Source organism: Pelistega indica, assembly GCF_000506865.1.
Taxonomy (GTDB): Bacteria; Pseudomonadota; Gammaproteobacteria; order Burkholderiales; family Burkholderiaceae_B; genus Taylorella; species Taylorella indica.
In genome coordinates, this window is sequence record NZ_AYSV01000096.1 from 1 (window position 1) to 12324 (window position 12324).

Here is a 12324-nt window from a genome sequence, read left to right on the forward strand (position 1 = left end):
TCAGACTCAAGACTSRGTCTTTAAATGGATGTTCGGTCAGCTCGACCATAAGCACCTCCTCATCGACCTTCTCAACACCATCCTCGCCGATAAAGAGCCTCCCATCATCGATATTCAACTCAACAACACCGAACAAATCGGTGAATCCCTTGATAACCGCAACGTCATCTTCGATATCTACTGCACCACCTCTGATAACACTCACCTCATTATCGAAGTACAAAATATCGACCACCCCCACTATATTGACCGTACCTTAGCCTATGCGGTCACCTCCTTAAATAAACAAATCAAAGTCGGGGAGAATTGGCATCGCCCTTTTGACCCCGTCTACGTCATCTCCTTTATTAATTTTATTCAGTTTCCTAAAGAATCCTTTTTTACCCATGCCTCCCTCATCGATACCGAGACCCATCACCCGATTAGTCATAAACTCAACTTAATTTTTCTGGAACTGCCCAAAATCCAGAAAAATACGCTAGACTATCAGAACAGTCGCCTACACACTTGGCTATATTTCATTAAATTCCTTGGAGAAATGAACACCATGCCACATCAATTTATCACTGACGATACGTTTAGAGAAATCTTTCGCAAAGCCAATGTCGCTAACATGACTGCTCAACAAGTGGAGTACTTTATTCGCCAGAATAAATACCATTGGAATCATATGATTTCCCTTGATATTAAATATAATGAAGGAAAAGAAAAGGGGATTCAGGAAGGGATTAATATTGGGAAAGAAGAAGGCTCACATGAGGCTATGATCTCTACCGCTAAAAAACTAAAAGCGCGTGGCACAGATACTGCCCTTATCCATGATGTCACTGGTTTACCCATAGAAATAATTGAGAAACTATAAGTACACAATCACCCAATAAGTTGTATTTTTCATTAATAACAAGTCGTATTTTCCGTTAAGTAAACAACGTCACTTAAAAAGTAAAAAGTAAAATATTATCAAAGAGAAAGAGGATATTCAGAAAAGAATATCCTCTTTATTTATTTCTATTTTTCTAGTTAGATACTATTAATCAGTTACTTTTACAGTACCTTTCATCATAGCGATATGACCAGGGAATGAGCAAAAGAATGTATAAGCGTCATCTTTAGATAAAGTAGCAGGATCTAATGTTAGCTTATCAGACTCACCGCCACCAATTAATTTAGTGTGTGCAATAACTCTAGCATCATCTGCTTTGATATAGTTAGCATCAGGACCCGCCGCTGCGCCATCAGTTGCGATACCTGTTACATCAGCCTCTTTAGAAACGACAATATTATGACCCATTGCCGCTTTTGGCATTGAACCTACATGCTTCAACTCAATATCAAATGTTTTGCATGCTTTGCTTACCACGATTTCTTTAGTGTTGTATTGCATTTGGTCGTTTGACTCAACAACAGCACTACATTCAGCAGCCATTACTGGTGTAGCAGCTACGGCAAATACAGCCGCTAAAGCAAATTTTTTCATTGACATAGTATAACTCCTCTAAAAACATACTAAAAATTCAATTTTCAGGAATTAGCATATAACTAAACTCTTTATGATGCAAGGCGTGCCAAACGCTATTTAGTTTCATTAACCATCACATAAACTACTGTAAATATCATCTATTTTTCAGAATATACCCTCTAGTTCATCCTATTTTGCATTTAATTTCAAAAAGCCATACAGTTGTCTATCACTTATTACCCTACTAAAAAGCTCAGATAAGCTGTTTCATTAAGTTTCATGACCCAATTGAAATAGGTGGTTACCATATTTTTTATCAACCACTATCAATATCACTACCTACCTTTCTTTAAAAAGAGTCAATAATATGACTACTCTTGAGAAGTGGCAATTAGTGATTAGCAATTGACGATTAACTTTTAACAACAATAAATAATACCAAAGAAAAATCCCTGATTCCTTAAAAGAAATCAGGGACTTACGGACAAATGAAATACATTTGAAATACATTTTGGTGCTCACGACGAGATTTGAACTCGTACAGCTCTCGCCACTACCCCCTCAAGATAGCGTGTCTACCAATTCCACCACGTGAGCAATAAAGTCGTTATTATACATAACTTATCTGAGAAATTCAGAACTTTTTGACAGTTTAATGTCAATTTTCTAGTCTATTGCTGAGGTGCTTTTGAACCACCTACATTAGAATCTTTCTCTGTAGAGATAGGTGAAGTCACCTCTTTCTCCATCGCTTTGCTCGTCTCTTTCACCGCCTCTGTTGCTTGGTTTGTCGCTTCTTGTGATTTAGTCATCACTGCTTCACTCGCCTGTTTAGCATTTTCAGTAGCCGTTGCTGCATGAGAATCTGCTACATCCTGTACCTTATCTTTAGCAGCCTCTACTTTATCTGCTGCTTGCTCGACTTTATCAGAAGCAGTAGTAGCAGTAGTAGCAGTAGCATCTTTTTGAGCTGCACCATCAGCTACCGTTGAAACTGATTTGTCAGCCGCTTCAGCCGTCGTTGTAGTTGCACTTGCTGCTGAGTTTGCTGCAGCAGCATCTACTGTTTTAGCGCTTGTTGCTGCAGTAGTATCAGCAGTTGATGTACTCGTGCTAGATGTGGCAGGTGCTGTTGCAGATGATGTTGTTGCTGTTGTCTCTGAACTAGTCATTGATACATTAGGTGTTGCTGTGCCAGAAGATGCTGAAACAGCAGTATCACTAGAAGAGGACGAAGCACTATTTGTCGCCGTATTAGTCTCATTGGCAGGAGCAGATGTTGCTGTGCCTGTTGTGCTAGATGTGTTAGCTGTCGCAGCGTCAGCGTTACTAGCTGGTGCTGTTGGCACTGCCGATGTAGTATTATCAGGTACTGCTGTAGGCGTTGGCGCAAAACCTTCCATCAAACTACCGCCTGATGTAGGTGCTTTTTTCTCCAATCCACCTGACCCAACATAAGCCAAACCTAATGTACTCGCAAAGAAAATAACTGCAGCCCATTTTGTCATACGTGAAAAGAAATTTGCAGAGCCAGCCGATCCAAAGATACTACCAGCTGAGCCACTTCCAAATGATGAGCCCATATCTGCACCTTTTCCCTGCTGTAATAGCACTAGTGCAATAATCGCTAAAGCACTAATAACCTGTACGGCAATTAGGATTGGGAATAAATAAGTTAACATAACTACTCCGAAAAAATTAAGCTATTGCAATAGCCAAAAACTCATCTGCATCTAAGGCAGCGCCACCAACTAATGCACCGTCAATATCTTGCATAGCAAACAAACTTGCCGCATTAGCTGATTTAACACTACCACCATATAAAATTTGTACCTGCGGCGCTTGCTGTTGTCGTAATAACTCACGGATAAAGGCGTGCACTTCTTGGGCTTGTTCTGGCGTAGCCGTCAGCCCAGTCCCAATTGCCCAAACAGGTTCATAAGCAACTACTATATTTTTGAGTTGCTCTCCCAACGCAAGCACAGGCTTTAATTGCTGTTCAATAATGGCTAATGTATTACCCTCTTGTCTCTGCTCTAAAGACTCACCAATACAAACTATTGGCGTCATGCCTTGACTAAGTGCCAAACGGGCTTTCTCTGCCACCTGTTGACTAGTCTCACCATGATAACTACGTCGTTCTGAATGCCCCACAATCGCCCATTGACACGCAAAATCCATAAGCATACCCACGGATACTTCACCTGTGTAAGCACCTTCAGTGTATAAGCTTATATCCTGAGCTCCCCAAGAAATACTGGATCCGCTCAATGCCTGTTGTACTTGCGCTAGATAAGGAAACGACGGGCAGACAGCTAGTTGCACCGTTGCATACTTTTCTGGTGTCGCCTTAGTTTTCTCTAGTAAGCCAGCCAATAATGTCTGGTTTAACGCCAGACTTCCATTCATTTTCCAGTTACCTACTACAAGACGAGACGTACTTTTACGTATCTCATCACTCATATGTTTCTAGCCTTTTGAATTAGCAATTTAAAGTAAACCAACTATTATAAATTGAACCTATTTATTTTGTCAGTAATTTTATAGAGATACCTTAAAAATCAGTTGTTTAATGACTAAAATTACACCATTAATATTATTTAGATGCTTGAACATCTATGCTTGGTTGGAGAAACTATAACAGGCGAAACTGGCATTGCAAGTGTTTTAGCCATTAATACAGCGCCTTCGCCATACGTATTAAGTTGCTCAGCCAAGCCCAACTGTTGAGCATTGATAGGTTTAAAACCTTCTTTTTGCCACACCACCTCTGCACCCTGAACAGCCACAAGATAGGCAGACTTAAGCGTAGGTAACTGTTGTGCTTTTTGAAAAATTGCCCTTAAAAAAGCCTGTCTAACACCACGACCTCGAGCAAATGTGCTTAACGCCATATCATGCAAATATAATAGACTAGGCTTTTTAGGACATTCAAAGTTCTCTGTATGTAAACAAGGAAATTGTTCTAAACTCGCTAGCACACACATAAAATAGCCCAGCACTTGTCCTTGCAGATTGGTCGCGACAAGGCAAAAATCCGGAGATTGCTGTATTTTATTAATGAATGCTTCAGATGTTTCATGGTATTCCTCTGGATAACACTCATGTTGGATCCTATTAATGGCAGCAATATCACCCACTAATGCATGACGAATGATAAAAGAAGCTTTTTGCATTTTTAACGCTTGACTTTATGTATATTGAGTAAAGTATTGGACAGTAAGGTCAAATTGTTTCCAAGTGACCTTACAAACGATTCTACCTAGCTAGTAGCACCCTTTATTCAAGGGTTAAGACAATTTTACCGATTTGTTCGCCTGCATCCATCATCGCATGAGCCTTTTGCACATCCTCAAATGGGAATGTCGCGTATACCACAGGTTTTAGCTTACCTTGTGCAAACAAAGGCCAGACTTTCTCAGCAAGATTTTTCGCAATATCGGTTTTAAATTCTGCTGAACGAGGTCGTAATGTTGATCCCGTAATAGTTAAACGACGACGCATTAATAAATTACTATTAATCGTCGCTTTACTACCACCTAATTGAGCAATAATCACAGTACGACCATCTTCTGCTAAGGCTTGTAAGTTACGATTGATATACTCACCACTTACCATATCAAGAATTACATCGACCCCTTTACCTTGGGTTAATTGCTTAATTTCCTCAACAAAATCTTGTGTTTTATAGTTAATACCTTTATCAGCACCTAAGGTCTCTACCGCCTTGACTCTCTCATCAGAGCCCACTGTCGCAAATACCTTATGCCCCAGTGCTTTTGCCAACAAAATAGCTGTCGTGCCGATTCCTGAAGCACCGCCATGCACTAATAAGGTCTCATCACCTTTTAATTGTCCACGATCAAATACATTACTCCAGACGGTAAAATAGGTCTCTGGTAAAGTAGCTGCTTCCACAAGATTCAATCCTTTTGGAATGGGTAAACAATTCCCCGCTGGCGCTGCACAATATTCCGCATAGCCACCACCGGGCGTTAATGCGCAGACTAAGTCACCAATCTTAAAAGAAGTACCTGATAAATCTCCCTCTACAATCTCCCCTGCTACTTCTAAACCGGGTAAGTCAGATGCATCTGGTGGTGGTGGATAGGATCCTTGTCGCTGAAAAACATCGGGACGATTGATACCTGCAGCATGTACCTTAATTAAGACTTCCCCCTTTTTTAATGCGGGCTTTTCACGTTCAACAATCTGTAATACTTCGGGTCCACCTGGTGTGGTGATTTCAATGGCCTTCATCATTATTCCTTCTCTAATAAACTGTTTAACATCGCTATTTGCTTATCATAAGCTTCTTTTTCACGTGCATAAATGCTATATACACAAGCATCACCACAATCACTACCACAGCACTCCCAACTTTCTGGATAAGTCGGAGGCGTCAACTCTTCTATAAGCACCGATAATGTTGATTGGCTCTCACTACTGTCTGAGCGATTATCATTGTGACTTACAGAATGGCTATTGCTTTGTACATTCTCATCGAGTGGTTGTTTATTATTATATTGACTCTCTACTTGTTTACTATCATTTGGCAAACTATTGTCTAGTTTACTATCGAGCTCATTACTCATAGTACCAACTCTCTAACTTTTCATGCATCTTATGTAGATCTTGTCTATATTTTCTACAATCCCTATCTTTAGATACGTTATTGCTTAGGGCATTAGGCTTTGACCTCAATCACAATGCCATCTAATTCAATCCGTTCATCCGCCCGTATTTTAGCTGTTTTACGCGTTTCAACTTGTCCATTACGATACACATACCCTTCAGCGATCAAGTTTTTAGCTTGTCCACCACTATCGACAACACCAGCCAATTTTAATAAATCACATAAAGCGATAAACTCTTGGTCTTGTAGAGAAAATTCTATCTGAGCACTCATCAATTATTCCTTATTAATAAGTCATTATTGTAGCGTATAGTATCTATCAAGAACAAAAAGACAAGAATAACCTCTGATGGAAATTCTTGTCCGATGATTAATAATTAACTTTTTGTTTTTTGACGCACTGGTTTTTCAACTTAACAATCAAGTATAGAGCCGTATTACTCTATTGAAAACATAAGCATTGAAAACCTGAGCGCCGAAACTCCTTTTTTGTTTTTGACGCTCAGTTTTTTATCAAACCCTGAGCGCCGAAACTCCAGATCACACGTGTTTTTTCACAAAATTGTGTCTAAATTTATAACGTATTTCTCCCACAATACCTCGTCTAAAAGTCATCACGCAAAGGATAAAGATTAAGCCCATCACTAAGCTAACTGACTCTCCAAGTGAGTTAAACCATTGAATTCCTGTAGTATCGGCAAATAATCTTCCCATATCACCAATTTTGTTCTCTAGTGAGACCACTATCAATGCACCTAAAACAGGGCCAATAAACGTTCCCATCCCACCGATTAACGTCATCAACACAACTAGCCCTGAAGTTTGCCATACAGCATCACTTAAGGTTGCTGAAACGAATACGATTGTTTTAGTTGCGCCCGCTAGACCAGCCAAAGCAGCAGATAAGACAAAGGCAATCAATTTATATTGATCCACATCATAGCCTAGAGAGATACAACGTGATTCATTTTCTTTAATCGCCTTTAAAACACTACCAAACGGTGAATTAACACAGCGCCAGCAGATAAAGAAGCCAAAGATAAAAATAGCTAACACCACATAGTACAAATTCAAATCTTTGCTCAGATCAATTAAACCGAATAAGGTACCACGAGGGACGCCTTGCAATCCGTCCTCCCCACCAGTGAAAGGCGCTTGCAAAAAGAAGAAATAAATCATTTGCGATAAGGCTAAGGTAATCATAGTGAAATAAATACCTTTGCGTCGAATAGCTAAGCCTCCAATAATGGCACCTAAAATAGCCGCCATAATCACGCCAAATAAAATACTTAACTCTGTGCTCAGCCCCCAAACTTTAGCCGCATGCCCCGTAGCATAAGCAGCACCACCTAAAAAAGCAGCATGACCAAATGATAATAAACCCACATATCCTTGTAATAAATTAAATGCACACGCAAACAAGGCGTAGCATAAAATTTTCATGACAAAAATGGGATAAACACCAAACATTGGAAGAGCACCAATAATGATGGCCAATAATATATATGCGATGAGTTGACGATTCATTATTTTTCTTTCCCAAAAAGTCCAGCAGGACGAACTAATAAAACAAGTGCCATAATCATAAAGACCACAGTGCTTGATGCCTCAGGCCAAAATACTTTCGTAAGTCCCTCAATCACGCCTAAAGCAAGACCAGTCACAATAGACCCCATAATTGAACCCATTCCCCCAATAACCACTACGGCAAAAACCACAATAATAAGGTTAGACCCCATCAATGGAGAAACTTGCAACACCGGAGCGGCTAGAACGCCTGCAAATCCAGCTAATGCTACACCAAACCCATACGTCAAGGTAATCATCAATGGGACATTAATACCAAATGCTTCTACTAGTTTGGCATTCTCAGTGCCCGCTCTAAGCTGTGATCCCAAGCGCGTTTTTTCGATCATAAACCATGTGAATAGACATACTACTAATGAAGCCACCACTACCCAAGCACGATATTTGGGTAAAATCATAAAACCAAGATTTAAAGCTCCTTGGAGTGCTGTTGGTGTTGTATACGCTTGCCCTGATACACCATAGAAACTACGAAACAATCCCTCAAGAACTAATGTAATCCCAAACGTCAACAGTAAACCATAGACATGATCTAATTTATAAAGATGGCGTAATAAAAGACGCTCTAACACCATACCAAAGATGGCAACCACAATAGGAGCAAGAACTAGCATTATCCAATAATTGATCCCTAAATAATTGCTTCCCATCCAAGCAATATAGGCACCAAGCATAAATAAAGCACCATGAGCAAAATTAATGACGTTCAATAGTCCAAAAATAATCGCTAAACCTAAAGATAAAATAGCATAAAAAGAGCCATTTACTAGACCTAACAAAATTTGCCCAAGGAGAGCTGGTAATGGGATGTCAAACACAGTCATCATAATTATTTAACACATTGAGGAGAACGAACTAAGCTCGCCCCCCGATTAAACGAGTAATTAAAGTTTAAAGCTTGCAAGTAGATTCACTCTCTGGACCATAAGCCTCTTCACCAGACACTTTGCGGATCACTTTATAATAATCCCAAGGACCTTTTGATTCAGCTGGCGTTTTCACCTGATATAAATACATATCATGCGCAAGCAAACCATCTTTACGAACCGTCGTATTTTGAACGAAGAAGTCATTGAGCGGATTAGACTTAAACCATTTCATTACCGCTTCCCCATTGTCTGTACCCGTTTCCTTTACGGCTTTCAGATAGTTGGTAACAGCACTATAATCGCCTGCATGAATAAATGATGGTTTACGTTTAACTTTTTCCTCAAAACGTTTTGACCATTCACGCGAAGCATCATCTTGATCCCAATACCACGCACCTGTTAGATATAAACCTTGAGTAACTTCTAAGCCAAGAGAATGAACATCATTAATAAATACTAATAAACCAGCCGGTTTCATGCCCGGTGTTACCCCGAATTCACGAGCAGCTTTAATAGAGTTAATAAAATCACCACCTGCATTAGCCAAGCCTAGGATTTGCGCCCCCGACGATTGTGCTTGAAGCATATAAGATGAGAAGTCGCTTGTACTCAATGGTACTTTCACAGCGCCTTTTACCGTACCACCTGATTTTTTGACTACAGCAACGGTGTCTTTTTCTAGACTATGACCAAACGCATAATCAGCGGTAATAAAGAACCAATCTTTACCACCCTCTTTTACTACCGCCCCGCCAGTTACATTCGCCAGTGCCTTGGTACTATATCCATAGTGAATTGTGAAAGGAGTGCACGCTTCATTAGTTAATTGCGTTGAGCCTGCTCCTAATTGAATATAAGGAACTTTTTTCTCTGCTGCTAAACGAGCAACGGCAAGAGCTGCTGCCGAATTGGTTCCACCCACAATAATATCTACATGTTCTTGGTCAATCCACTCGCGAGCTTTAGCTGACGCTAAGTCTGCTTTGTTTTGATGGTCAAACGTTAATACTTCAATTTTCTTGCCATTTACTTCACCACCAGCATCAGCAATAGCCATTTTAATAGCTTCAGTGCCAGACGGACCATCAATATCAGAATAAACGCCTGACATATCGGTAATATGACCGATACGAATAACATCATTAGAAATAGTTTGTGCCATAGCACTAGTCATGCTCATCGCAGCTAGGCTTGCTGTTAAACAGCTGAATTTGAACTTCATACTATATGTCACCTCAGTTTCTAGACTAGTTTGTTTTTAAACACCCAATAAGGTGTGTAATGTTTGTTCTTTGCTACTAAGTTGAGAGGCAGTAAAACACTCCACCACTTCGCCATGATCCATCACATAGAATTGATCTGCCAATGGAGCAGCAAATTTAAAATTTTGCTCTACCATCACAATCGTGAATCCTTTATTTTTGAGCGTCATAATCATACGAGCCAACGCTTGTACAATAACGGGTGCTAATCCTTCGGAAATTTCATCCAACAGCAAAATATTAGCGCCAGTACGTAGAATTCTTGCCACGGCGAGCATCTGTTGTTCACCTCCAGATAAGCGAGTGCCTGGAGATAAGCGACGCTCTAAAAGATTAGGAAACATTTGATAAATTTCCTCTACAGACATCCCAATATCACGTTGCTTAGTTTTAAGATGTGGTGGTAATAATAAGTTTTCTTCTGTCGTCAGACTAGCAAAAATCCCTCTTTCTTCTGGACAATACCCTACACCTAAATGAGCGACCTTATAGGTAGGTAATCCTATGGATTCTGTACCATGAATTTTGATAGATCCTTTACGCTGTCCCGTCAAACCCATAATGGCACGTAATGTGGTAGTACGTCCAGCACCATTACGCCCTAATAGTGTGACTACCTGTCCTTTTGGCACTTGAATATTGACACCATGTAAAATATGTGACTCACCATACCATGCATGTAAATCCTTAATTTCTAACGATAGTGTACTCATTAATGCGCCCCCTCTAGAACACCCTCACTCGTCCCCATATATGCCTCCATCACAGCGGGATTTGTAGATACTTCTGCATAAGTGCCCTCTGCTAATACAGCACCACGTGCTAATACCGTAATGCAATCAGCAATCGAAGAAATCACATTCATATTGTGCTCTACCATAAGAATGGTACGACCAGTACTTACTTTTTTAATTAATTGAGTTGTTCTCTCCACATCCTCCAAGCCCATTCCTTGCGTTGGTTCATCTAGCAACATCAACTCTGGCTCCATCGCAAGCGTTGTCGCTATTTCTAATGCTCTTTTGCGACCATAGGGTAAATCGGCTGTGATATGATTCTCAAACTCTAATAAATCAACCTCTGCCAATAATTCTCTACAACGATTGTTTAATCTATTTAATGAACTATCACTTCGTAAAAAGTTATACGTATTAGTGTGTGTGCGTTGAAAACCAATACGCACATTTTCTAAGACTGTTAATTCGGGAAAAACAGCAGATATTTGAAATGAACGAATAATTCCTTTACGAGCAATCTGTGCTGGCTTAGTTTGGGTAATATTTTCGCCATTAAAATAAATCTTACCAGACGTTGGCTTTAAAAACTTAGTCAATAGGTTAAAACACGTTGTCTTACCTGCCCCATTAGGACCAATTAAGGCATGAATATTGCCTCGTTGTACATGCAAGTCAACATTATTAACAGCAATAAACCCTAGAAAGCTTTTAGTGAGCTGTTTGGTTTCTAGAATTAAGTCTTTCTCCATACAGATTCCTACATAGATGGTCAATGGAACACATTCTTCAGTATTTTTTTATGTCTTTCCCTCATCATATTTGAATTTTCTGTTGGAAAATACTAGCAGTTACCATTAGATGAATTTGACCTCCTAGGAATTTTTATTTACAATACGCTTACTCATTGGGGAGTAGTCTCTTCTTTAAGAAGGTTTACGTCAACATACTTGGCAACACTTGCTATGGCGTAAACGATTAGTGATAGCTAATTTGACAAGACCTTTGATTGTATTTCTCTTCCTGCCGGATACGAGAAGTATGGTCATTCGTCTTTTATTGATTAGTATCCGGCTTAAGGAATCATAATGAACGCACTTCTCATCTCTACTGGTGTTGTTGCTCTCGCCGAAATGGGCGATAAGACTCAATTACTCGCTTTTTTACTAGCCGCTCGTTTCAAAAAACCTCTTCCTATTATCCTTGGTATTATCTGCGCCACTCTGCTCAATCACGCATTAGCTGGTGCACTAGGTGCTTGGGTAACCACGCAAGTTAGCCCTGAAATATTACGTTGGGTATTAGGCATTTCGTTTATCGCTATGGCAATTTGGATCATGATTCCCGATAAACTTGATGATGAACAAGCAGATTACTCACAAAAATTTGGGGTCTTTGGGGTAACCTGTATTGCCTTTTTCCTCGCAGAAATGGGCGATAAAACACAAATTGCAACCGTTGCAATGGCCGCTCGTTTTGATCAACCAATTTTAGTGATTATAGGAACAACATTAGGCATGTTAATTGCCAATGTCCCCGCTGTATTCTTGGGTGAAAAATTCGCCCAAAAAATTCCAATGAAAGTTGTACACACCATTGCCGCTGCCATTTTCTTTCTTTTAGGTATTTTTACTCTATTTAAAGGCGACCAGCTTTTTAGCTAATCGCTGGTGTAGTTATGATGGCAGACGTTTTTATACGATAGATTGATAAACAAGTACGGAAAAATTAAGTGTCATGAAAAAAGACATCACAGAGAAAATTTCTGTGATGCTCT

General features: G+C 39.8%; 14 protein-coding genes, 1 tRNA gene and 1 riboswitch. Of the genes, 2 read left to right on the top strand and 13 right to left on the bottom strand.

Annotation, left to right across the window (positions count from 1 at the left end; genetic code table 11):
- Positions 1-862 (top strand): Rpn family recombination-promoting nuclease/putative transposase (locus tag V757_RS28075; protein ID WP_081710686.1); only part of this gene is annotated, 862 nt, incomplete at its 5' end.
- Positions 863-1030: 168 nt separating this feature from the next.
- On the opposite strand, the gene azu is transcribed toward V757_RS28075, so the two are convergent.
- The 13 genes from azu to V757_RS23715 all read right to left on the bottom strand — a co-directional run bounded on the left by azu (position 1031) and on the right by V757_RS23715 (position 11299).
- Positions 1031-1483: an azurin gene (azu, locus tag V757_RS23660; protein WP_023951844.1), complete on the bottom strand. Its 453-nt coding sequence runs from the start codon at positions 1481-1483 to the stop codon at positions 1031-1033.
- A 488-nt stretch (positions 1484-1971) separates the two neighbouring features.
- A tRNA-Leu gene (locus V757_RS23665) sits at positions 1972-2056 on the bottom strand.
- Between the two features lie 74 nt (positions 2057-2130).
- Positions 2131-3141 carry a preprotein translocase subunit SecG gene (gene secG / locus V757_RS29975; RefSeq protein WP_023951847.1) on the bottom strand — a complete coding sequence of 337 codons (1011 nt, stop codon included), beginning with the start codon at positions 3139-3141 and terminating at the stop codon, positions 2131-2133.
- A 16-nt stretch (positions 3142-3157) separates the two neighbouring features.
- Complete coding sequence (gene tpiA / locus V757_RS23675) at positions 3158-3922, bottom strand: triose-phosphate isomerase (RefSeq protein WP_023951849.1); 765 nt, start codon at positions 3920-3922, stop codon at positions 3158-3160.
- A gap of 137 nt (positions 3923-4059) precedes the next feature.
- The gene (locus V757_RS0114570; protein WP_023951850.1) at positions 4060-4635 is read right to left on the bottom strand and encodes a GNAT family N-acetyltransferase; all 576 of its coding nucleotides are present in this window, start codon (positions 4633-4635) and stop codon (positions 4060-4062) included.
- A gap of 103 nt (positions 4636-4738) precedes the next feature.
- The gene (locus tag V757_RS23680) at positions 4739-5719 is read right to left on the bottom strand and encodes an NAD(P)H-quinone oxidoreductase (RefSeq protein ID WP_023951852.1); all 981 of its coding nucleotides are present in this window, start codon (positions 5717-5719) and stop codon (positions 4739-4741) included.
- A gap of 2 nt (positions 5720-5721) precedes the next feature.
- Positions 5722-6054: an oxidoreductase-like domain-containing protein gene (locus tag V757_RS23685; RefSeq protein WP_023951854.1), complete on the bottom strand. Its 333-nt coding sequence runs from the start codon at positions 6052-6054 to the stop codon at positions 5722-5724.
- A gap of 92 nt (positions 6055-6146) precedes the next feature.
- Entirely contained in the window at positions 6147-6368 is a 222-nt protein-coding gene (locus V757_RS23690; RefSeq protein WP_023951856.1) for an RNA-binding S4 domain-containing protein, read from the bottom strand.
- Between the two features lie 267 nt (positions 6369-6635).
- Positions 6636-7622 (bottom strand): branched-chain amino acid ABC transporter permease, encoded by a 987-nt coding sequence (locus V757_RS23695; protein WP_023951858.1) that lies wholly within the window; start codon positions 7620-7622, stop codon positions 6636-6638.
- Positions 7622-8509 carry a branched-chain amino acid ABC transporter permease gene (locus tag V757_RS23700; protein ID WP_023951860.1) on the bottom strand — a complete coding sequence of 296 codons (888 nt, stop codon included), beginning with the start codon at positions 8507-8509 and terminating at the stop codon, positions 7622-7624. The genes V757_RS23695 and V757_RS23700 overlap by 1 nt, the downstream gene beginning before the upstream one ends.
- A 64-nt stretch (positions 8510-8573) precedes the next feature.
- On the bottom strand, positions 8574-9773 hold the full coding sequence (locus tag V757_RS23705) for an ABC transporter substrate-binding protein (protein ID WP_023951862.1): 1200 nt from the start codon (positions 9771-9773) through the stop codon (positions 8574-8576).
- 36 nt (positions 9774-9809) lie between these two features.
- Positions 9810-10526, bottom strand: a complete 717-nt coding sequence (locus tag V757_RS23710; protein ID WP_023951865.1) for an ABC transporter ATP-binding protein — start codon at positions 10524-10526, stop codon at positions 9810-9812.
- A complete protein-coding gene (locus tag V757_RS23715; RefSeq protein WP_023951867.1) occupies positions 10526-11299 on the bottom strand; it encodes an ABC transporter ATP-binding protein in 774 nt (257 codons plus the stop codon). Before V757_RS23715 ends, V757_RS23710 begins: the two co-directional genes overlap by 1 nt.
- Before the next feature lie 145 nt (positions 11300-11444).
- Positions 11445-11542: riboswitch (yybP-ykoY riboswitch) on the top strand.
- A 93-nt stretch (positions 11543-11635) separates the two neighbouring features.
- Here V757_RS23715 and V757_RS23720 point away from each other — a divergent pair.
- On the top strand, positions 11636-12211 hold the full coding sequence (locus V757_RS23720) for a TMEM165/GDT1 family protein (RefSeq protein ID WP_023951869.1): 576 nt from the start codon (positions 11636-11638) through the stop codon (positions 12209-12211).
- Positions 12212-12324: the final 113 nt, after the last annotated feature.